This is a genomic window from Vibrio hyugaensis, assembly GCF_002906655.1.
Lineage (GTDB): Bacteria > Pseudomonadota > Gammaproteobacteria > Enterobacterales > Vibrionaceae > Vibrio > Vibrio hyugaensis.
The window spans coordinates 3,293,554-3,316,563 of the sequence record NZ_CP025794.1 but is presented as its reverse complement, the minus strand read 5'-3'; the positions used below and the strand labels follow the sequence as shown (position 1 = coordinate 3,316,563).

Here is a 23,010-nt window from a genome sequence, read left to right as displayed (position 1 = left end):
TAGATTGTTCAGGTATAGCTCTTTAGAAAGCGAAAAAGGGATGAGTCATACTCATCCCTTTTTGTTATCTGTTATTTACGTTTATAGCTTGTTCAAAATTGCTTCTGAAGCTTCTTCAATCAAATCTAATACCAATTCAAACCCCCTTTCTCCACCGTAATATGGGTCAGGAATTTCATCGTATTTAGAGTCCGAATGGCTCAAAAATAGCGAGACTTTATGACGATACTCGACTGGGCAAATATCCAGAAGATCCGCAAGATTCGCCTTGTCTGCTGCGAGTACAAGATCAAACTCACCAAAATCCTCAACCTTTACCTGGCGTGAACGTATTCCTTTAAAAGAATAGCCTCGTTGCTTACCGGCTTGCATAGAGCGTGCATCTGGTGAATTACCTGCGTGGTAACCAATTGTGCCAGCCGAGTCAATTTCGACATCCACACCAAGCTTTTCGGCTTTCGCTCTCAGTACCGCCTCTCCCGTTGGAGAGCGACAAATATTTCCCATACAAACAACGAGTATTTTCTTCATTTTATTCCCTGAATTATCGATGGTTTTTCTTCACGATGTGTTGGTCTATCATAGCGAGATAATCCAATGAACCCAAGTCAGCTTGGGCAAGGCACGACAAGGAATTGAGGAAGTAATATGTCTATCGAAGAAAACAAAGAAGCACGCCATAAGGCTCGCCAACAAAAAGTAAAAGAACAGGTAGACGCAAAAATTGCTGCGGCTCAAGAGGAAAAAGGCTTGCTACTGGTTATCACAGGTAACGGTAAAGGGAAGTCAACTTCGGGCTTCGGAACGATCGCTCGTGCAGTTGGTCACGGTTTGAATTGTTCCGTTGCTCAATTTATTAAAGGTACTTGGGACAACGGCGAGCGTAATCTACTTGAAAAACTTGGGGTAGAATTCCAAGTGATGGCCACGGGCTTTACATGGGAAACACAGAATAAAACAGCGGATACAGATGCTGCTCAGTTAGTTTGGCAAGAATGTAAGCGTATGCTTAAAGACGAATCGATCGATGTGATTCTGTTTGACGAATTAACTTACATGGTGAGCTATGGGTACATAGACTTGGATGAGGTCGTAAAAGCCCTAAACAACCGTCCACAAATGCAGTCTGTCGTGATCACTGGCCGCGGAGCACACCGCACTCTGATTGAAATGGCCGATACAGTATCGGAAGTAAAGAACGTCAAACACGCTTTTGAATCTGGCGTAAAAGCTTTAAAAGGTGTGGATTGGTAATCTATTCATCGTGCAATAAGTAATAAAAAGGGTTGGCGCATTGCCAACCCTTTTTAGACCGCAGTTAATTGAACAAGCCTTTCAATAGGCCATCAACGGCTTCTTTGGTCTTCTCATCTTTGATCTTGTCCGTTAGTTTCTCTACGCCACGATCAATTTCTTTCTGTGCTTTTTGTTTTAACACATCATCAAAGACCAGTTTGAATTTAGGCTCTGCCCATTTTCCAGATACATTGATAGGAATGGTAATGTCTTTAAGTTCATCGATGTTCTTACCACCTTGCCCTTCTAAAGAACCAACCACTGAGGTACTGATCGTAAAATCGACGGTTTCATTCAGATAGTTGGCTTTACCTTTACCGCGCACACGCAATAACGGTGATTGGGCTTTCATGTTATCCGTTGAAACGACACCTTTATTCAGTTTCAATGTTGCTGTCATAGCACTGAAATCAGTTTTCTTCACTTCATCTGTGCCGTCTAAGCTCTGTCCTTTGAAACGTGCGTAGTTTTCGCGAATCAATTGTGCAACGTTAATGCCGTTAACTGCACCATCGGTAAAGTTAATCGCGATAGTACCAACTAAGTTCTTTTTGATGCCAGTTGGAGTGAGGCTGCTGCCCTTCACATTAACGTCAATATTACCTGTTCCTTCAAGCATATCGTTGTTCGCTACATCAATAAGTAGTGGTTGAACATGAATACCTTTGATCGACTTCTTAGCCGTATAAGTCGCAGGTGATTTACGAGCATCCAACTTAGCTGTTGCAGAAATCGTACCTTGATACAGCTTAGAGGTGAACGAGTTCAGATCAAACACACCACGATTGATAGAGAAGCTTGCTTTTACTGCTTCCATCTTCGCATTCGCCGCTTTGAATTTATCGATCGTGATATCGCCTTTCACATCTAACGTTTTCAATGCAGACAGGTCTGGTTCAACTTCTGGTCCTGCTGGTGCTTTGCTACCACCTGATGCTGGTTTATCACCCGCAGGAGCTTGATTATTCAAGCCCAAAAATTCATCTAAGTCGATATTAGGGCTGTGCACAGCAAAGCGTACCTTAGGAATATCACCCAGAGTGACATCCGCTTTACCATCAAGTGCAATGGCGTTAGCCGTTAGCTTCTCCAACACAAAGCTCAGATGACTCTTAGTTAGGTCGAACGAAAGATCCGAAGCCATATCCACTTTCATTGGTGATTGCGGCAGCGCATCCCCCTCAAAAGTTGAGTTGAGCGTCAACTTGTTCAATTGCAGTTTGCTAATCGCCTTATCAACGTTCAGCTCACCGCCGCCTTTCATATCGAGTTTCATGCCACCCGCTTCGCCTTTGAGCGCATAGCTTAGGTTATTGGCTTTATCGAACTCAAAAGTGTCCAGACCTATAGTTGCCGAATCAATCTTGTTTGTCGCATCCGCGTAAGTCGCATCAAAGTTGATGTCTTTCAGAGCATAGCTTGCAAGACCTTTCGCCAACTTAAAGTCAGCTTTACCTTGGGCGGTAAACTTCTGCTCATTCATCTCACCTTTCACACCAAAATCTGCGGTGGTCCAGTTATCAAAAGCAAACTGGGAGAGATTTAAAGAGATATCAGAAAGTTTGATGTGGCTATCTGTTTGCTTGTCTTGGATTTCAACATAACCATTTGAGATGGTGACTCCAGCAAGGTTGATTGTCCAATCGGAGCCAGAACCTTGTGTTTCGCTCTCCGGCTTCGTCGTAGTATCCGTTGTTTGCTCAGCTTGTTGAGTTTGCGCCTTGGTAAGAGCATCAATATTTTTGCTGCCATCTTTCAAGGTTTCTAAATAGAACTCAGCGCCATCCAGTGTGACATTGCCAATTTCTAATTGTTTGCTCAATAGCGGCGTAACTGAGACATCCACACCGACGGTGTCGACTTTGAATAAATTTGGTTGGCTAAAGCCTTGAGGATTGCGCAGCTCGGTGCGTCCCAGTTCGAAACCAATCGATGGGAAAAACTGCCAACTGATATCGCCTTCAATCACCAACTCTAAACCCGTTTGCTTCTGCGCTTGTTCCACAATAAGGGGTTTAAATTGATTCGGATTGACGAAAATAATTAATGCTAAAACAACGGCCAAAATTGCCACAACGGGTATGGCGATAATTAAGAGCAGTTTCTTCATTCGCTTTTTCCTTGCTCGTGTGTTTTTAAAATTATAATAGCTGACGCTACTTATCGCAGACAGTTCCGCAAAAGCGTGAAAAACATCCAATTTTTATCTGCAACTGACTAATTTAAAAACAAAAAAAGAAGTGGCACCTAAGGTGCCACTTCTTATCACAAAAATAAAGCGATATAGCCGTCTAAAGGCTTAAGCTTTCAGAAGTTTTGCAATGTGCGCTTTAAGAACGTCGATTGCGATACGGTTTTTACCACCACGAGGAACGATGATATCTGCGTATTGCTTTGAAGGTTCAATAAATTGCATGAACATCGGACGAACAGTTTGTTGGTATTGCTTAAGAACAGAGTCCATTGTACGACCGCGTTCTTCAACGTCACGCTTAACACGACGAAGTAGACAAATATCCAAAGGTGTATCCATAAACACAGTTGCGTGCATTAGGTTACGCAGGCGCGGGTCTGTTAGCAGCAAGATGCCTTCTAAAATGATTACCTTTTTAGGGGTCATTGGTGTGGTGTTACTTGTACGAGTGTGCTCAGTGTAGCTGTACTCAGGCACTTCTACGGCTTCGCCACGCACCAATTTTTCCAAGTGTTCACAAAGTAGGTCGTGGTCTAACGCGCTCGGGTGGTCGTAGTTAGTCTTTACACGCTCTTCCATGCTTAGTTGGCTTTGGTCGTTGTAGTAGCAATCTTCCGTGATGACACCGATTTGATGATCGCCCACTTTCTCGCGAAGCTCATTGTAAATCGTGCTCGCGATCAGACTTTTTCCAGAAGCAGAAGCGCCAGCAATACCTACGATGACGCATTGATTATTATCAGACATTAGTTTGCACCCGATGATGATTTTCTAGTCACATAAAAAGATAAACTGCGTGATTATAGGGAGTTCACCCCATAGTTACTAGCTGGAATTAGAGTTTCGTTATAAGTTTCTGTCTACCTAGAGGATCAACCTCTAGGCAAACGATAAAACGAACAGTTTTCAACCAGCACTGTTTAAGAACTTAGTTTACCATTGTAAAACTGATTGCATCTGGCTTGGCCTTTCCTTGCCAATACATGATGCTACAAACACGATCGGCCAATTGCTTGTAGTAGCCAGCATGCTCACTCTCCGGGCGTCTTGCGACGGTTGGAGTGCCCACATCAATGTCTTCCCGCATTGAAATGTGCAATGGGATTTGACCCAGTAAGGCTAAGCCAAACTCTTGCGACATTTTTTCAGCACCGCCAGTACCAAAAATGTGTTCGACCGCACCACACTGACCACAAATGTGATAACTCATATTCTCTACTACACCAACAACTGGGACGTTCACTTTATGGAACATCGCCGCGCCTTTACGAGCATCCGCTAATGCAAGATCTTGTGGTGTAGTAACAAGCACAGTACCTGTTACTGGAATCTGCTGTGACAACGTCAATTGAATATCACCCGTGCCAGGTGGCATATCAATCACCAAGTAATCAAGCTCTGGCCAATCAGTTTCCGTCAGCAACTGTGAAAGCGCTTTAGAGGCCATCGGGCCCCGCCAAATGGCCGCTTCCGACTTATCCACTAAGTAGCCGATAGAATGAGTATAGATGCCATGTGCGAAAATTGGCTCCATCCATTTCGCATCGCGAACTTCTGGTTTTGCGTCTTCTTGACCCAGCATCATAGGAACAGATGGGCCATAGATATCAGCATCTAACAAACCAACTTTCGCACCCGACTGTGCAATGGCTAAAGCAAGGTTAACGGCCGTTGTCGATTTACCCACGCCCCCCTTTGCTGAGCTAACTGCGATAATGTTTTTAACTCCTTTGACGGCATTGGAAACTTGCGTCTCAAGCGCTTTGATATTCAGCTCGATTTGAACATCAAACGCTGGAATATCACCCGATGCTTGTTGCTCTTTAACCCAACGGCTCAACGCAACTTGAAGTTCATTGGTCGCAAATGGCAAGGTGATCTGAATGCCACCTTGCGCAGGAATCGCAACCATACCATTAATATCTGCCCAGTTTTCCACCAACTGCGGATGCTGGAACTGGTTAAGCCAATGACAAAAATCTTGTTTTGAAGTGAACTGATGCATGAGGCCTCCTATATTCATCTAATCGTAGCACCCAGCGGCGAGATTCAGAACCCCAAAAAAACTAAGGCAATCCATGGTTTGATGCCTTGGAGTTAGGAAGCTCATGGGGTAGTATTACTCTCTATTTTTTATACCTATCAAAAAGCGATTATTAAGTATGGCAAACGATCCAAGAAAACTGCTGGTAACTTGTGCCCTTCCGTACGCTAATGGTTCGATTCACCTAGGTCACATGCTTGAGCACATTCAAGCTGATATCTGGGTTCGCTACCAACGTCTACGTGGCAACACTGTAAACTTCATCTGTGCTGACGATGCTCACGGCACACCAATCATGCTAAAAGCACAACAGATGGGTATTACACCAGAAGAGATGATCGCTGCAGTTAGTGAAGAGCATCAAAAAGACTTCGCTGGCTTTGATATTAGCTTTGATAACTACCACAGCACGCACTCAGAAGAGAACCGTGAACTCGCTTCTCACATCTACCTTGAGCTGAAGAAGAATGGCTTTATCTCTAGCCGTACTATTTCTCAGTTGTTCGATCCTGAGAAGGAAATGTTCCTACCAGATCGTTTCGTTAAAGGTACTTGCCCTAAGTGTAAGTCAGAAGACCAATACGGCGACAACTGTGATAACTGTGGTGAGACGTACAGCCCAACTGAACTGATTAACCCAAAATCAGCAGTATCTGGCGCAACTCCAGTAATGAGAGACTCTGAGCACTTCTTCTTCGACCTACCTCAGTTCGAAAGCATGCTAAAAGAGTGGACACGCTCTGGCTCACTGCAAGCTGAAACAGCAAACAAAATGCAAGAGTGGTTCGAGTCTGGTCTGCAACAGTGGGATATCTCTCGTGATGCACCTTACTTCGGTTTCGAAATTCCTGGTGAAAAAGACAAGTTCTTCTACGTATGGCTAGATGCACCTATCGGTTACATGGGCTCATTCAAGAACCTATGTGACAAGCGTGATGACCTAGACTTCAACGAATACTGGAAGAAAGACAGCACAGCTGAGCTGTACCACTTCATCGGTAAAGACATCGTTTACTTCCACAGCCTATTCTGGCCTGCGATGCTAGAAGGTTCTGGTTTCCGTAAGCCAAACAACGTATTCGTACACGGCTACGTAACGGTTAACGGTGCGAAAATGTCTAAGTCTAAAGGCACGTTCATCAAAGCAAGTACGTACCTAGAGCACCTAGACCCTGAATGTCTACGTTACTACTACGCGGCGAAACTAAACAGCCGTATCGATGACCTTGACCTTAACCTTGAAGACTTCACTCAACGTGTAAACGCTGACGTCGTAAACAAGATTGTTAACCTTGCTTCTCGTAACGCAGGCTTCATCACCAAGCGCTTTGAAGGCAAGCTATCTGCTGAATTTGCAGAACCAGAGCTTTACAACGAATTCGTTGCAGCTGCTGAGCGTATCGGTGAGCTATACGAAACTCGCGAATTCAGCCGTGCTATCCGTGAAATCACAGCGCTAGCAGACAAAGCGAACCAGTACATCGATGAGAAAGCACCTTGGGTTCTTGCAAAAGAAGAAGGTAAAGAGAAAGAGCTTCAAGAAGTTTCTTCTGTAGGTATTAACCTATTCCGCGTACTAATGGCTTACCTGAAACCAGTGATGCCTGAGCTTGCGGCTCGCACTGAAGCTTTCCTAAACGAAGAGCTAACGTGGGAAGGCGTTGCTACTCCGCTAACTGATCACGAGATCACTAAGTTCAAAGCGCTATTTAACCGAATTGATCCTAAAAAAGTGGAAGCGATGATTGAGTCTTCTAAAGAAGATGCAGCGGCAGAAATGGCAGCAAAAGAGAAAGCGGAAGCTGAGAAAGAAAAAGCAAACCAAACTGAGCTAGACAAAGACCCTATCGCTGAAGAAATTGAGTTCGATGCTTTCGCAGCGGTTGATATGCGTATCGCGCGCATCATCTCGTGTGAAGAAGTGCCAAAAGCAAATAAGCTACTGAAGTTCCAACTGGACATCGGTGGTGAGACTCGCCAAGTGTTCTCGGGTATCAAGTCGGCATACAAACCTGAAGAGCTAGAAGGCAAGCTAACTGTTATGGTTGCAAACCTAAAACCTCGTAAGATGAAGTTTGGTATGTCTGAAGGTATGATCCTAGCGGCTGGCCCTGGCGGCAGCGACCTATGGATCCTTGAGCCACACGAAGGTGCTCAACCAGGTATGCGTGTAATGTAATTCGTTACTTTACGGCATAACTTAGAAGTCCCCGCCCATTTCGGCGGGGATTTTTTGACCAAATTCACACTTTTGGTGAGTTAACGCACCAAATTCGTACATCCCCCCATTATAAATAAGCGTAACCATCTGTTTTTAAAAAATTTAATTATTGGCATCAAAGCTGCTCCTACTTAATGGCTAGGTCAAAAGCACTAACAAGGAGTTGGTTATGTTTGTTTTGATTTCAACTTTGATCTCAATTGCCATTCTGGCTGGGATTTATCATTTGGCTGCGAAGCGAGAAAAGCAACATGCTCGTAAGTACCAGCTACTCACATTACTTCGTGATGTCGTTCAACTACTGCGTCGCCACAGAGCAGTTACTCACTACTCTATCCAATGCCACCAAAACCATGAGAAAGAGATAGAACACATCCATAGTGAATTAAGCAATAAATTACATCTCTTGGTTGAAACATCTCGCTTTGAGAACAAACCCATGTATCGCGTGCTGCAAATCAAAATAGATAAACTGATGGAGCAATGGGAAGACAACTCAATCGCACGCAATCAAATGGAACACGGCCGGTTAATTCGCCACAGTTTGTTCCTGATGGATGAAGTGACCATTGCATGGCTAGCCATCGCTCAAAGGGATGAACTTAACGATGAGTACCACATGAACTGGCAAACGGTGATGGATAGCTTAGAGACACTGACACAGCTGCGTATCAGCATCCAAGACATGGAAGACAGAGGTGGTCCTGAGCGAATGAGAAACTATGGGGCCGTGATGATAAGAAAGCTTAATCAACTCTCTGTCATCAGCCCTTTGAGCCTCGCCTCTCCAACATCGGCAAGGTCCATACAAGCGCTCAACGAATATATTAGTGGAGAAGTCGACACTCTTACCATGGAAGAACTGTACGACATTACTTCAGATTTGTCTTTGACTGTATTTAATACCTACGACCACATTCTGTCAGACATCATCGAGATTCTTTATCAACCTTTACCCCGATTGTCTTTAGCCTAAAAGCTAAAATAAAAAACCGCAGTTCATTGACTGCGGTTTTCTTTAATTCTTTAAAGACATTGTTGCGTCTAAGTTTAGCTGTCGTCTTCAGTGAAGTTCGTTGGGAGTTGCAGCTTCATCTCGTTCCAGATTTGAGCACTTTCCATACCGTAATGACGAATCAAAATTGGCAACTGTTCACGCTGACCGGTCTCACACGTTTCAAGTAATTGACGGTAAAATCTCAATGCAAGATCACGTGATGCAGGGTTCGAGAAGTAGTAGCTACCTACACGATCGTAAAGCTTTCTCAAACCGTTAAAAATCAGACCGTAAATCTGGTTACCAGAGTGGAATGCTAGGCGTTGGAACAACATGTAATCATAGAAGTTAAATGTCTTAGCAATCAAGATCTCTTGACGTTTTGCTTCGTCTTTCTCGTTGTCTTCTTTCACGCTTTGAAGGATCTTTTCAGCGTACGGAGATGCCGCAATAAACTCATCCCAAGAGGATGCGTTAACGAGTGCTTCACAAGATTCAATCACATTTTGAATAGTACGTTCAGAGCTCTCTTTGTTTGCTTTAAATGCATAACGCATAAAGATAGGGCTGATGTTAGTACGCGCAGCAAGAAGGTCTTCAACAATGTTGGTCGCATTGTCTACATCTAGCGTCATCAAAGTGTCCAATATGTGCAGACCTGACGTCTCCATAAATTGGTTCACTTTAGTTGGCTTACCGTGTTGGATAGTCAGCCAGCCATCACGTGCAAGGCGTTGCAATACTTCACGTAGTGTAGTTCGAGTAACCCCGATTAGTTCAGACAGTTCACGTTCAGCGGGTAAAATTGAGCCAGGAGGAAAACGGCCGTTCCAGATGCTCTCGATAATATACTTTTCTGCGAAACCCGCAGGGCTCTTAGCCTTAATGACCATTCTGTTTTTATCCAATATTGATTTCTAAGGGTCGATACCACTCATCATACCACTACTTAACGATTTGCGAAAATTAACGATCAATAAATGAAACGAAATCTCAATATAGAGTTAATACTCTACATATATCTTCAATTAAAAATGTTAACCACTTGGAACCAAACGTGCAAAAAATATATTTTGAATAAAATTTACCGACCACAAACATAGGAAAAATAAAGCCTAATACGTCACATTTTTATGTTCAAAATATGCAAAATAAATTTGTGTTATACGATTAATATTCTTTCTTAATTTATCTTTTCTCGCAATTGGGTGGCAATTAAAATCCAAGGTGATTTTTTTAAAGCTTTTCGTGATATAGTAACGCCGTTTTGATCGCGTTATTACAATTAAAAAGCAGTTTTAGTCGGAAGCATCACGTTTTGTTATTGACTATAAAATGCCGAAGTGTAGAGTTGCGGTCGAAAGTGAGCGGTGCTTAAGTTCAGGGGAAGTAACTTGGCAAGACTACAGTAAGACAATGGATTGTTGTTTTTCTAAGTTATTGTTTTAAAAGACTAAGTAATAAGTCTAACAAACAGATACTTAAGCACTATTGTAGTGTCTATTCATAATTTTGTTATAAAGAGAATTATCATGCCGATGTCGCTCGGAAATGCCTTTATCAAGAACTTCCTTGGTAAAGCGCCTGATTGGTACAAAGTTGCCATTATAGCCTTCTTAATTATTAACCCGATTGTTTTCTTCTTAATTGACCCATTTGTTGCAGGTTGGTTACTAGTAGCGGAGTTTATTTTCACACTAGCGATGGCACTGAAGTGTTACCCACTTCAACCAGGTGGCCTACTTGCAATTGAAGCGGTTGCTATAGGTATGACCAGCCCTGCCCAGGTGAAGCACGAGCTGGTTGCAAATATCGAAGTACTTCTGCTGTTAGTATTTATGGTTGCGGGTATCTACTTCATGAAGCAGCTCTTGCTGTTCATCTTCACGAAGATTCTGCTTGGTATTCGTTCAAAAACGTTACTTTCGCTCGCATTCTGTTTCGCAGCGGCGTTTTTGTCGGCATTTTTAGACGCGCTGACTGTAATCGCTGTCGTTATCAGTGTTGCGGTAGGCTTCTACTCGATTTACCACAAAGTCGCTTCAGGCAATCCTATTGGTGACCACGACCATACTCAAGATGACACCATTACTGAACTAACTCGCGACGACCTAGAAAACTACCGTGCATTCCTACGTTCGTTACTTATGCACGCTGGTGTAGGTACAGCGCTAGGCGGTGTAACAACCATGGTTGGTGAGCCACAAAACTTAATCATTGCTGACCAAGCCGGTTGGTTCTTTGGTGAGTTCTTAATTCGCATGGCACCTGTAACTCTTCCTGTCTTCTTCTGCGGCTTGATCACTTGTGCGGTAGTAGAGAAGCTAAAAATTTGTGGTTACGGTGCACAGCTGCCTGATAACGTTCGTAAAATCCTTGTTGACTTCGACCGTGAAGAACGCAAAACGCGTACTAATCAAGATGTTGCTAAGCTTTGGATTCAAGGTCTAATTGCAGTTTGGTTAATTGCAGCACTTGCTCTGCACTTAGCAGCAGTGGGCCTTATTGGTCTTTCGGTAATTATCCTAGCAACCTCATTTACGGGTGTTATCGAAGAGCACTCAATGGGTAAAGCGTTTGAAGAGGCACTGCCATTCACCGCGTTACTAGCGGTATTCTTCGCGATTGTAGCCGTTATCATTGACCAAGAGTTGTTTAAACCTGTTATCGACGCGGTTCTCGCCGTTGAGGACAAAGGTACGCAACTTGCGTTGTTCTATGTCGCAAACGGCCTATTGTCGATGGTATCGGATAACGTATTCGTAGGGACGGTCTACATCAATGAAGTGAAAGCGGCATTGATCGACGGTCAAATCACCCGTGAACAATTCGACCTACTTGCAGTAGCAATCAACACAGGTACTAACCTACCTTCTGTTGCGACTCCAAACGGTCAAGCAGCCTTCCTATTCTTGCTAACATCTGCACTGGCACCATTGATTCGTCTATCATACGGCCGCATGGTCGTCATGGCATTACCATACACTATCGTACTTGCTCTTGTGGGTTTGATGGGCATCATGTTCTTCCTAGAACCTGCAACCGCATTCTTCTACGATGCTGGTTGGATTGTGCCTAGTAGTGGTGATCTAGCGCCCGTTGTGTCAGGTGGACACTAAAAATATGAGTTGATTAGGAAACTTATCCACGTTAAAAAGCTCTGAGTAATCAGAGCTTTTTTATATTTCAGACAGGATTGAAACCCGTGACTATTTTCGCATCACTAAACCAGTTTTCGAAAGGACGCTTATCTTGGCTCCTACTCCTTTTGGCGATCATCTTTTTTGAAGCCTGCGCCTTATTCTTCCAACACGTGATGATGTTAGCCCCATGTGTCATGTGTATCTATGAGCGTGTCGCTATGATGGGGATTGGCGCAGCGGCGATACTTGGTCTTATCGCCCCAAACAACCCGTTGATACGCTGGGTTGCTCTGGCGGGATGGGGAGCAAGTGCATACAAAGGTTTGATGCTGGCGATGCAGCACGTGGATTATCAGTTTAACCCATCTCCATTCGCCACTTGTGACTTGTTCGTCACGTTTCCGAGCTGGGCACCATTGAATCAATGGGTCCCGTGGATGTTTGAGGCGTACGGCGACTGTGCGAAGATCGTATGGCAGTTCTTTGGTCTATCAATGCCACAATGGCTAGTCGTTATTTTTGCCGGCAACCTGATTGCATTCGCTTTTATCGTTATCGCTCAGTTTGTAAGCCCAAGAAGAAAGAACCCGATCCAATAATAAGGCTCGATAACCAAACGACACCTAGCAAAAAGCCGACCTCAATGTCGGCTTTTTAACGTCAAGTCAGATAGCTGGCGTTTACTTGCCACAGCACTGCTTAAATTTCTTACCACTTTCACATGAACACATATCGTTACGACCCACGCCTTTAAACGGGTTCAAGCTCTTCGATTTTTTACCAACCATCAACTCATCGGCACCCAATGCGACTTCATTGATCATCAGATCAAGCTGGTCCACAAAATCAGCAAGTGCAGGCGGTGTCTCAATACCCGCATCGCGCATCTGCTGTTGAGTCTGTTCTTCGTCAATCGCCAACATCATCGTCGTAAGCAAAGCTTGCAACATACGCTCTAAGCCATCATTAAGCGTAACTTCTTGCCATTGTTCTTCGATGGTTGACCATACAGACATAAAGCCTTCAGCAAAATCAGCCAACTGCTCTGCATTACTCTTTGTTAGTCCTAGAATCGAGTATTCATTACGCAGTATATAATTGTGCTGCTTGTGAATCTGCTCTTCAATTGCTGGTTGAATCGCTTTAAAACCCTCACCCAACAGTGGTTCTAACCATGTTTCTGGAGCTAAAGGCTTAGTGGTCAAGTTGGCCGCGAGTACTGCACCTTCAATAAATAGTGAAGACTCATCTAGCTGGACTTCACCTTTCTCAATCAATGTGTATTGCATGACATCTGGTTTCCCATGAATTTGGCGGCATTATACCCCAGAGCTTATACCCAAGTAACCTCGAGATGCTTGGGTATATAGAATGCTAGTTGATGTCACTCCAAGCGGATGACTCTTTTAATGACAAACTTCACTCACATCGCTACAATCGCCCTCCTTTTTCTCACCAAACTGTATTAGGCAAGCTATGCGAGTTGTATTAGGCCCGATGGAAGGGGTTTTGGACCATTTGATGCGTCAAATCCTGACTGAAATAAACGACTATGATCTTTGTGTGACAGAGTTTGTTCGTGTGATCGATCAGCTTCTTCCAGATCATGTTTTCCATCGCTTATGCCCAGAACTTCTGCAAGGCTCTCAAACTGCATCTGGTGTACCTGTCCATGTCCAACTACTCGGGCAAGAACCAAACTGGATGGCTGAAAACGCGATAAAAGCGGCGGAGCTTGGCGCGCGCGGTATTGATTTGAACTTTGGCTGCCCAGCAAAGTTGGTGAACAAGAGTAAAGGTGGTGCAGCCTTGTTACAGCACCCTGAACTTATCCACAATGTGGTTAAAGCCTGCCGTGACGCTGTTCCAGCCAATATTCCAGTGACCGCCAAGATTCGTCTTGGTTGGGAGAATCCAGAAGACTGTTTTGAGATTGTAGACGCAATTCAAACAGCTGGAGCGAATGAGCTCACTGTTCATGCTCGTACCAAAGAAGGCGGATACAAAGCTTCTGAAATTAAGTGGGAATACATTACGAAGATTCGTGAGCGTTTCGATATCCCATTAATCGCTAACGGCGAAATCTGGAATTATGAAGATGGCCAACGTTGCATTGCGACCACAGGCGTTGATTCTTTGATGGTATGCCGAGGTGCATTCAACATTCCTAACCTTGGAAACATGGTTAAACACAACCACCAGCCTATGCCTTGGTCAGAAGTGGTTGATCTATTGATTTACTACTCACAGTTTGAAATGAAAGGCGACAAAGGCTTGTACTACCCGAATCGCGTAAAACAATGGTTCTCTTATCTGCGACAAGCGTATCCAGAAGCGAAAGAACTGTTCCGAGAAATCCGTACGTTTAACAAAGCCGCCCCTATTGTCGAGTACATTCAACGTTATCGAGATGAATTGCACGCGCGCGTCGCTTAACCTACCGACATTAAAAAAGGGCGATGAATTCGCCCTTTTTTATGTCTAATTTCCAACAACAAATTGCTTAAGTCGCTTAATAACAGATTTTGTTCTTACCTGTACTTTTCGCTTCATAAAGCTTTTCATCAGCAAGCTTAAACAGCTCATCAAAACCTTCCAATTGAGCCGCAGACTTAAATTCAACCCCACCCGAAACCGTAAAGCCTCCGTCGACGATTTTAGTTGAGTTTTTAGCAATGGCTTTTCTTACACGCTCTAAAATTCTTAGCATGCTGTCGAAGTCTTCATCATAGATAGCCAAGACAAACTCTTCTCCACCAAAGCGTGATGCGACATCAGAGTATCGAATGTTGTCTCGTATACATTTAGCGACTAAACAAATCGCATCATCACCAACATCATGGCCATGCGTATCGTTAATCGCCTTAAAGTCATCGATATCAAACACCGCTAAAGCAACGTGCTTCTTGGTCATTTTGTTTCGCCAAACCGCTTGAATTCCACGGCGGTTCAATAAGCCCGTCATTGGATCTTTTGCAGCCAGTTCTTTGAAGTAATGTCGCTCTGTACGTGTGTTAACCAAAAATAGTGCTACTGTACTCAACACGTAGATAAAGAAAGCCACCGCAACGCTGTATTTCTCAAATGCCAACAAGTTCTTGAACTCATCCCAAAGATTATATTCATAGAAAATAGTATGGTTTGCACTCAGGCGTTCATGCTCAACAGGTTGGACTCGCATTACATTATCAGGTAACCCCATCACATTAGAAATGATGTGCAGATGTCCGGTTAAGTTCTCGTTTGTTTCAAGCAATCCATCCACATCAAAATCAATCGATAATACGCCCTGATGGATGCCTCGCTCATAAACAGGTACTGTCAAACTTACAATCTGCCCGTCATGGCGATCCAGCATTGGTGCAGGGCCAGACAAAGAGACTTTCATCGTCTCTTGAGCAGTTTTTTGCCAAAAAGGTCTAGCCTTTAGGGTTTCCCAAAGTTGTTGGGTGTAATATTGGGCGTAGGTATCCGGCGAAGAAATAATGTACCCTCGCTGATCAATATAATGAATCGCAACGATGTGAGATTCAATATCGTGAAGAAATGACAACGAAGGGGCAAAGCCCGCTTTTTTCTCTGCCAATTTAAACAGTTCAGTACCCGGTTCGCAGAGCTCTGTTTGCCCCACGATCATATAATCCAGCTCTACAGCGGGTAAACCACCAGAGTGCTTGCTCTCTAACAACAACACATCGATGGGCCAGACGTAGCACAACCCATTTTTTTCCATATGGTTATGTTCTTTGAACAATGGGTGCGCAGGGTTGGAATAATTAATAAAGCTATAATCTAAAGCGGTCAGCACTTTTATCGCTCGATCGATAGCTCGATCAACCTGCGCGTACTCCAATGTGATGTAGCGGTTCATTGCATCGTAATAGTTCTTCGCTGTCACCATCATGACAGCGATAAACAAAAATAGCGGGAAGAAGATGACAAACTTGAGGCTAAATCGCCTTTTATTACCCATTAAACACCATTGTTTCAATCATTATTTGTCCTTCGAAAGCGAAGGTTACCGAAGATCTATTTATAGTTTTTCATTTATGTATTCATAAATTTTAATAAATCTGAGCAGGCGTGTCACTCCAACTGCCATATTTTGTAGTTCATTGCTGGGATATTGACAGAAAAATGACGTTGCGCACTCACAACTTCACCAGTGTCTAATAATTGATGCAAATGTTTTGCATTTGAGCCTAGTTGCCATAAAGGCAAGTTAACATTTTTGTCGTAATCACCTAAGTTATATGCCACAACTATTGTTTCTTTTTTTAGTTGTCGAGCATACACCATCACGGTTTCATCGCAGTGCAGCCACAGCAAGCTTCCTGATTGTAATGACTTGTATTTACTGCGAATTCCAATCAGTTGCTGGTAGAAAGAAAACCACTTCGAGTCACCAACGCTCTTCCATGGAAAACAACGTCTATTGTCTGGGTCTAGCCCACCTTCTAAGCCGACCTCGCTACCGTAGTAAAGGCATGGCGTGCCGACATAAGTCATGAGCAAGGCCACAGCGATGCGCATTTTATCTTCATCGCCGCCTAAAAGCGTCAGAAAACGGGCAGTATCATGGCTATCTAATTGATTAAGCTGAGAGAGTTGGTTGGCGAAAGGGATTTTGGATCTAGCTTCATCCATCCACTCTTTAAACTCCATCACATTGATATCAATTGGGTCATACATGATGTCTTGATTGGCAATCAATGCTCTCACTGGATGAGCAAAGCCGTAGTAGTTCATAGCACCATCTTCCTGCCCGCCCTGAAGCCATTGCGTCGCTTCAAAGAAATGCTCTCCTAACACATAGGCATTGGGATTAACCTGTTTAGTGGCCTTGCGAAAAGCTTCCACATAGTGAGCGTTGTTCTTCGCGCCATCACCCTCACCTAACATGTGAATAACATCGAAGCGCCAACCATCCACAGAATAAGGTGGTTTAAGCCAATGTTTGATGACTGACTCTTCCCCTTGATAGATGTGGTCGCGAACTTGTTCATTTTCGAAGTTCAAGACAGGTAAATTACCAATGCCTTTCCAACCAATGTAGCTATTGGATTGTCCTTCGAAGAAGTAGTAGTCTCGAAAGTCTGAATTTGGATTACCATACGCCCCATTGCCTTCTTGCTTAAGATCGAACCAAGGATGATGAACGGATGTGTGGTTAAACACTGCATCCAAAACAATCTTCATCTGTTTGCCACGAATTCGCTCACACAACTGCGCAAACTGCTCATTCGAGCCAAACATTGGATCAATCTTGAAGTAGTCTGTGGTGTCATATTTATGGTTGCTTGGCGCTGTGAAAACTGGGTTGAAGTAAAGTGCTGTCACACCAAGTTCGACCAAGTAATCCAGTTTTTTCTCTACGCCTTTTAAGTCGCCACCAAAGAACTCGCGCACACCCGTATTTTTATGGGAACCAACAGGGGATCCCCATGACTTAACCAGTGCGTCTGAGTCATAGGCAGCATAATCATCTCGGGTCACTTGCTCAGAACGACTTGTGGCAAAACGGTCCGGAAAGATTTGGTAAAAGACCTGCTCTTGTACCCAACTTGGCGGCTGAGATTGAGTGTTGAGTTTGAAGTGAAACTCTTTGGGCGGCATACGTTTATGTACACCTCTGCCATCGAGCCAAAACTGCTGCTTGCCTTTGAGCAGTTTGAAGACGTAGTGAGTCACATCTCGGTCTTTATTTGACGCAAACTGAGCTTTCCAGAGAGTAAGCTCACCAGCTTCTCCGCTGCGTGACATGTTAATCAGGTATTCTTCATTATCCGGTTCACAACGAACGTGCACGCTATCAAAATCAGTGTTCTCGGTTTTCAGGGTGACGGTTAGCAAATCGCCATCAAAAGTAAGGCCATCATCAGTTTGGCTATGGAAGATAAATGGAAGGGTCATGGCAAGTGCTCTTAGTATTGGAATATTCCACTATTTTAATTAAGAGTATTTACCGAAAAATCCTCCTTTTAAAACGACCATGTAGGTAATTTCTCAAGGAGGATCACGTTTGGTAGGCGTAGTTCTGTTGTTTGCTTAGACTAGTTCAACAATAAACTGTCGTCCGCTAATTCCTCTCCTCGTACCTTTGAGAACATCTTCAGTAGATCTGGAACTTGCATGTTGGCACGCTGCTCTCCTGCGACATCTAAAACAATTTCACCTTGATGAAGCATGACGGTGCGATCTCCGCACGCCAATGCGTCTTTCATTGAGTGTGTCACCATCATCACAGTCAGATCGAATTCGTTAACGATACGTTTGGTCAAGTCGATAACAAAAGCTGCCATACGCGGGTCCAGCGCGGCCGTGTGCTCATCAAGCAACAACAGCTTACTGTCTGACAATGTGGCCATCACCAAACTCACGGCTTGACGTTGGCCGCCTGACAATAGGCCAATGCTGTCTCCTAGCCGGTCCTCTAAACCCAAACCAAGAATACTGATTCTCTCCTGGAAAAGTTTACGTCGTTTGGAAGAAATCGCCATCCCCCAACCACGACGCTTACCGCGCATATACGCTAGAGCCATATTCTCCTCGATGGATAAGTCCCCACAAGTCCCTGCTAAAGGATCCTGGAAAACTCTCGCGCACTGCGTAGCACGCTGGTCCACGCTTTTTCGTGTTACGTCTTGCCCGTTGATAATGACTTGCCCACCAATCATCGGCGTTTCACCCGTCACCGCACCAAGCAGAGTCGATTTACCTGCGCCGTTAGATCCAATCACCGTTAGGAATTGGTGCTCAGGCACTTCCAGAGATACGCCTTTTAACGCTCGGTTTTCCAAAATCGTTCCGGGGTTAAAGGTTACTTGGATATTACTTAACTCAATCATAGCGCCTCCCCTGAACCATTTTTTGATGCCGTTTGTTTGGCGTCATTAACGCGTTGCTTGGCTCGCATTTTTTGTTTTAGCTTTGGTGCAATTAGAGCTACAGCTACAAGCACCGCGGTAACGAGATTCAGATCGGAAGCCTGTAAGCCAAACATGCCAGAGCTCAGAGCAAACGCGACAGCAAGTCGGTATAAAACCGAGCCAATAATGACCGCACACACCGCTACCCAGATTTTGCGACCTGGAATGAGTGTCTGGCCAAGAATCACTGCGGCCAAGCCAACTACAATCGTACCAACCCCGGATGTCACATCAGCAAAACTGTTTGTTTGTGCAAATAGAGCACCAGCAAACCCAACAAAACCGTTAGATAGCGCCAAGCCAAAGTAGGTGTAGAAGCCTGTACTGGCACCTTGTGCTGCAACCATACGAGCGTTAACGCCAGTGGCTCTTAAACCAAGGCCAAAATCACTGTTCAGTAAACGCACCACAAACCAAGCAGAAATAAGGACAAGTACACCAACCACCAGAGGTCGAATGAACATAGAATCCCCCAAGGCTTCAAACGGCGTCAGGATAGTTTCCTCCCCTAGCAGGGCCATATTGGGCTTACCCATAATGCGAATATTAATAGAAAACGCCGCAATCATGGTTAGGATAGAAGCGAGTAGATGAAGAATGCCACAGCGAACGGCAAGGAAGGCGGTAACCCACCCTGTCATACCACCAGCAATGATGGCCATTCCAGTCGCAATCCAAGGATTGATACCCGCAACAATGGCTGTTGCCGCAACAGCTGCTCCCATTGGAAAGCTGCCATCAACACTTAAATCGGGAAAATCGAGAACACGAAAAGTAAGGTAAACGCCCAACGCGACCAAACCATAAATCAGGCCGATCTCAAGCGCACCAAAAAAAGCAAATGCAGACATAACTGCTCCCTCTGCATAAATCAGGTCGGCATTTTACCGACCTAATAAGGACTCTTATTGCATGCTAGTTGCACGTTTCACAACAGCGCTAGGTAACTGGATACCGAGTTTGGTCGCCGCACCTTCATTCACCACTAAGTCAGAGCCCGTCGCGACTTTGACATCTAACTCACCCGGCTCTTTGCCTTCTAATATCGCGGCAACATAATCCGCGGTTTGCACGCCAACCTGATAGTAATCAAACCCTAGACTGGCAATCGCGCCTTTTTCAACGTAAGACGTTGCACCACCAAACACAGGTTTCTTAGCCTGATTTGCCGCAACAATCATCCCTTCAATTGCACTCGCAACGGTGTTATCTGTCGGCGCATAAAGCACATCCGACTTAGCGGCAATGGCTTGCGTTGCCGATTGAACATCCGCACTCTTCAATGCTGTCGCTTCCACGACTTCTAATCCATTTGCTGCTGCACTTTCCTTTAGTAGTTGCACCAGTGTCACCGCATTTGCTTCTCCTGGATTGTAAACCACACCAATGGTTTTCGCAGCTGGCAGTATTTCTTGAATCAAAGCAACATGTTGTGCCACAGGTGATAAATCAGAAAGACCAGTGACGTTTTTACCCGGCTTGTGCATAGACTTAACCAACTTAGCGCCGACCGGATCTGTCACAGCAGTAAATACCACAGGAATTGAACGTGTCGCTGAAACCAGAGCTTGAGCAGAGGGCGTTGCAATACCGACTAAAACGTCTGGATTCTCACCGACGTATTGGCGAGCGATCTGTACGGCAATCGCAGGGTTACCTTGGGCCGTTTTATAATCAAACTCGAGGTTTTTGCCCTCTTCGTAACCTTTGGCTTTTAGACCGTCTAATAAGCCTTGTCGGGTAGCATCTAGCGCTGGATGCTCAACGATTTGGGACACCGCTACGGTTGCGGTGTTGGCAAAGACGCTGGCGGAAGAAAAAGTCGCCGTAGCAGCTAAAATGGCGGTGGCTAGTAAACGTTTCGTTCTCATCATTACTCCTTGATGTCTCTTCATCCTTGTACCACGAGCGTTCGTAAAAATCATGATGCCAGCATGGTTATTCAGAAGATGGGATGTCGTGTTTGCTGTGCACTTTTTGTGCATCTCGATTTCATTATTAACGCTAACTCTCGGTAAATAAAAGTAAGATTTAACAACAAAGTAACATTTGTGATCGCGACGCCGCTATAAAGATAGTTTTGACAGCACAGAAAACGGTGGGATGGAGAAATGTAGAACAGACAAAAATGGAGTGGCAAAGGCTCACTCCATTTTCATAACATTGATTTGAGGGTTGTTGTCGTCGAGATTAGAACCAACGCTCCAGCGCTGTTTTATCTAACTGACGGAAAGCTCTGTTCAAGATCATCGCCAACTCTTTATATCTTGGTTTTGCTTTTGCTGGCTCAAGTGCAAAGCCAGTCTCAGTGATCTTTTGGTGCAGTTCACGATACCAAGACGCCAGCGCTGGCGGCAATATGGTATTAGAACGACTGCCTAACCACCACATCCCTTGTAAAGGCATACTGATAGCAAACAATGCGACGACAATGGCTTGTGGTAACGCATTGTAATTGTTAAAAGCCATTTGAGTGAGAACACTGATCGCAGCTACTGCCGGCATCACTTTAATGCCGAAACGCGTTGCTTTGATAATGCGTTGTTCGGGAAAAATGGCGGTCAGCTCTTTACGAACCGGCCAGATCTCCATGTAGTTTTGGCCATCTTTCAGGCTATGGAACAATCCGACTTTATTACTCATACCACTCTCTCACTAAAAAATAGTTGAACATTTCAACTGAAGGCGCAAAAAAATTGATGAAAGTTAATATTCTTTCAAAATTTTTTTGTTATCATTGCCTATTATCGCTATCCTTTGCAGACCCTCAATCTCATTGTTGCCGTTATTTACAATTTAAGCAACTTGAGATTCCTATCTGCACGGATCGCATCATAGTGATGGATGGGTTCATCACTATTCTTTTATACGGAATTAGAACGATTTTTGACCAAGATTAGTACGCACCCTCGATGGTATCGTCTATTCTTGTGATTAATTTTTCATCCTTTAACTGATTTTGATCAGACGAATAACAGGTAGTCACACATGTCTAAGCTAGTTTTAGTTTTAAACTGCGGTAGTTCTTCTCTTAAATTTGCTGTTGTTGATGCAGAAACAGGTGCAGAGCACCTATCAGGTCTTGCTGAATGTCTTCACCTTCCTGAAGCACGTATCAAGTGGAAACTTGATGGTAAACACGAAGCTCAACTAGGCAACGGTGCAGCACACGAAGAAGCGCTAGCGTTCATGGTTGAAACTATTCTTGCTTCTAAGCCAGAGCTTAAAGCTAACCTAGGCGCTATCGGTCACCGTATCGTTCACGGTGGCGAGCAGTTCACTCAATCTGCACTGATCACTGACGAAGTACTTAAGGGTATTCAAGACGCTGCGACTTTCGCACCGCTTCACAACCCAGCGCACATCATCGGTATCGAAGCTGCTAAGCACAACTTCCCTGAGCTTCAAAACGTTGCTGTATTTGACACTGCGTTCCACCAAACTATGCCTGAAGAGTCTTTCCTATACGCTCTTCCTTACAAACTATACAAAGAACACGGTATCCGTCGTTACGGCATGCACGGTACTTCACACCTATTCATCACTCGTGAAGTTGCAGGTCTACTAAACAAGCCAGTTGAAGAAGTTAACATCATCAACTGTCACCTAGGTAACGGTGCATCTGTTTGTGCGATCAAGAACGGTCAATCTGTAGATACTTCTATGGGTCTTACTCCTCTTGAAGGTCTAGTAATGGGTACTCGTTGTGGTGACATCGACCCAGCTATCGTATTCCACCTACACGACGCTCTAGGTTACTCTGTTGAAGAAATCAACAACATGCTAACTAAAGAGTCTGGTCTACAAGGTCTAACTGAAGTGACTTCTGACTGTCGTTTCGTTGAAGACAACTACGGTGAGAAAGAAGAAGCAACTCGTGCAATGGACGTGTTCTGTCACCGTCTAGCTAAGTACGTAGCGGGTTACACGGCTTCTATGGAAGGTCGTCTAGACGCAATCACTTTCACTGGCGGTATCGGCGAGAACTCTGGCCCTATCCGTGAAATGGTTCTAAACCGTCTAGGTATCTTCGGTATCGAAGTTGATGGTGAAGCTAACCTTAAAGCTCGTTTCGGCGGCGAAGGTACTATCACTACAGCAAACAGCCGTATCCCAGCAATGGTTATCTCTACTAACGAAGAGCTAGTAATTGCTGAAGACACTGCACGCCTAACAGGTCTTTAAT

19 protein-coding genes are annotated in these 23,010 nt (G+C 44.4%); 7 read left to right on the top strand and 12 right to left on the bottom strand.

Annotated elements, in window-relative coordinates:
• Positions 1–81 precede the first annotated feature (81 nt).
• On the bottom strand, positions 82–531 hold the full coding sequence (locus C1S74_RS16290; protein WP_045396095.1) for a low molecular weight protein-tyrosine-phosphatase: 450 nt from the start codon (positions 529–531) through the stop codon (positions 82–84).
• 117 nt (positions 532–648) lie between these two features.
• Here C1S74_RS16290 and cobO point away from each other — a divergent pair, with 117 nt between their 5' ends.
• Positions 649–1,254, top strand: coding sequence for a cob(I)yrinic acid a,c-diamide adenosyltransferase (cobO, locus tag C1S74_RS16285; RefSeq protein WP_045396093.1), 606 nt, complete (start codon positions 649–651; stop codon positions 1,252–1,254).
• A 64-nt stretch (positions 1,255–1,318) separates the two neighbouring features.
• On the opposite strand, the gene C1S74_RS16280 is transcribed toward cobO, so the two are convergent.
• The 3 genes from C1S74_RS16280 to apbC all read right to left on the bottom strand — a co-directional run bounded on the left by C1S74_RS16280 (position 1,319) and on the right by apbC (position 5,495).
• The gene (locus C1S74_RS16280) at positions 1,319–3,406 is read right to left on the bottom strand and encodes an AsmA family protein (protein WP_045396092.1); all 2,088 of its coding nucleotides are present in this window, start codon (positions 3,404–3,406) and stop codon (positions 1,319–1,321) included.
• A 189-nt stretch (positions 3,407–3,595) separates the two neighbouring features.
• The gene (gene udk, locus C1S74_RS16275; protein WP_038869428.1) at positions 3,596–4,237 is read right to left on the bottom strand and encodes a uridine kinase; all 642 of its coding nucleotides are present in this window, start codon (positions 4,235–4,237) and stop codon (positions 3,596–3,598) included.
• 181 nt (positions 4,238–4,418) lie between these two features.
• Entirely contained in the window at positions 4,419–5,495 is a 1,077-nt protein-coding gene (gene apbC, locus C1S74_RS16270) for an iron-sulfur cluster carrier protein ApbC (protein WP_045396089.1), read from the bottom strand.
• A 157-nt stretch (positions 5,496–5,652) separates the two neighbouring features.
• Between apbC and metG the strand changes: the two genes are divergently transcribed.
• Positions 5,653–7,713 (top strand): methionine--tRNA ligase, encoded by a 2,061-nt coding sequence (gene metG, locus C1S74_RS16265; RefSeq protein ID WP_045396086.1) that lies wholly within the window; start codon positions 5,653–5,655, stop codon positions 7,711–7,713.
• A gap of 211 nt (positions 7,714–7,924) precedes the next feature.
• Positions 7,925–8,731, top strand: a complete 807-nt coding sequence (locus C1S74_RS16260) for a hypothetical protein (RefSeq protein ID WP_045396083.1) — start codon at positions 7,925–7,927, stop codon at positions 8,729–8,731.
• Between the two features lie 74 nt (positions 8,732–8,805).
• Here C1S74_RS16260 and fadR read toward each other — a convergent pair whose 3' ends face one another.
• Complete coding sequence (fadR, locus tag C1S74_RS16255; RefSeq protein WP_045396080.1) at positions 8,806–9,645, bottom strand: fatty acid metabolism transcriptional regulator FadR; 840 nt, start codon at positions 9,643–9,645, stop codon at positions 8,806–8,808.
• A 639-nt stretch (positions 9,646–10,284) separates the two neighbouring features.
• On the opposite strand from fadR, the gene nhaB reads away from it, so the two are divergent.
• Both nhaB and dsbB read left to right on the top strand, forming a co-directional pair.
• The gene (gene nhaB, locus C1S74_RS16250; RefSeq protein WP_045396077.1) at positions 10,285–11,871 is read left to right on the top strand and encodes a Na(+)/H(+) antiporter NhaB; all 1,587 of its coding nucleotides are present in this window, start codon (positions 10,285–10,287) and stop codon (positions 11,869–11,871) included.
• Positions 11,872–11,957: 86 nt separating this feature from the next.
• Entirely contained in the window at positions 11,958–12,494 is a 537-nt protein-coding gene (gene dsbB / locus C1S74_RS16245; RefSeq protein ID WP_045396074.1) for a disulfide bond formation protein DsbB, read from the top strand.
• Positions 12,495–12,575: 81 nt separating this feature from the next.
• Here the strand turns inward: dsbB and C1S74_RS16240 are convergent, their stop codons facing one another.
• Positions 12,576–13,184, bottom strand: coding sequence for an SEC-C metal-binding domain-containing protein (locus tag C1S74_RS16240; protein ID WP_045396072.1), 609 nt, complete (start codon positions 13,182–13,184; stop codon positions 12,576–12,578).
• A 187-nt stretch (positions 13,185–13,371) separates the two neighbouring features.
• On the opposite strand from C1S74_RS16240, the gene dusC reads away from it, so the two are divergent.
• Complete coding sequence (gene dusC / locus C1S74_RS16235; protein ID WP_045396069.1) at positions 13,372–14,331, top strand: tRNA dihydrouridine(16) synthase DusC; 960 nt, start codon at positions 13,372–13,374, stop codon at positions 14,329–14,331.
• Between the two features lie 76 nt (positions 14,332–14,407).
• Here the strand turns inward: dusC and C1S74_RS16230 are convergent, their stop codons facing one another.
• The 6 genes from C1S74_RS16230 to yfbV form a co-directional block, all read right to left on the bottom strand.
• A complete protein-coding gene (locus C1S74_RS16230; RefSeq protein WP_045396066.1) occupies positions 14,408–15,868 on the bottom strand; it encodes a GGDEF domain-containing protein in 1,461 nt (486 codons plus the stop codon).
• Positions 15,869–15,981: 113 nt separating this feature from the next.
• Complete coding sequence (gene malZ, locus C1S74_RS16225) at positions 15,982–17,808, bottom strand: maltodextrin glucosidase (protein ID WP_045396064.1); 1,827 nt, start codon at positions 17,806–17,808, stop codon at positions 15,982–15,984.
• Positions 17,809–17,948: 140 nt separating this feature from the next.
• Positions 17,949–18,743 (bottom strand): ABC transporter ATP-binding protein, encoded by a 795-nt coding sequence (locus tag C1S74_RS16220; RefSeq protein WP_045396062.1) that lies wholly within the window; start codon positions 18,741–18,743, stop codon positions 17,949–17,951.
• Complete coding sequence (locus C1S74_RS16215; protein ID WP_045396059.1) at positions 18,740–19,675, bottom strand: ABC transporter permease; 936 nt, start codon at positions 19,673–19,675, stop codon at positions 18,740–18,742. The genes C1S74_RS16220 and C1S74_RS16215 overlap by 4 nt, the downstream gene beginning before the upstream one ends.
• Before the next feature lie 54 nt (positions 19,676–19,729).
• On the bottom strand, positions 19,730–20,695 hold the full coding sequence (locus C1S74_RS16210; RefSeq protein WP_045396057.1) for an ABC transporter substrate-binding protein: 966 nt from the start codon (positions 20,693–20,695) through the stop codon (positions 19,730–19,732).
• Between the two features lie 319 nt (positions 20,696–21,014).
• On the bottom strand, positions 21,015–21,467 hold the full coding sequence (yfbV, locus tag C1S74_RS16205) for a terminus macrodomain insulation protein YfbV (RefSeq protein ID WP_045396054.1): 453 nt from the start codon (positions 21,465–21,467) through the stop codon (positions 21,015–21,017).
• Between the two features lie 345 nt (positions 21,468–21,812).
• On the opposite strand from yfbV, the gene C1S74_RS16200 reads away from it, so the two are divergent.
• Positions 21,813–23,009, top strand: a complete 1,197-nt coding sequence (locus C1S74_RS16200; protein ID WP_045396051.1) for an acetate kinase — start codon at positions 21,813–21,815, stop codon at positions 23,007–23,009.
• Position 23,010 lies beyond the last annotated feature (1 nt).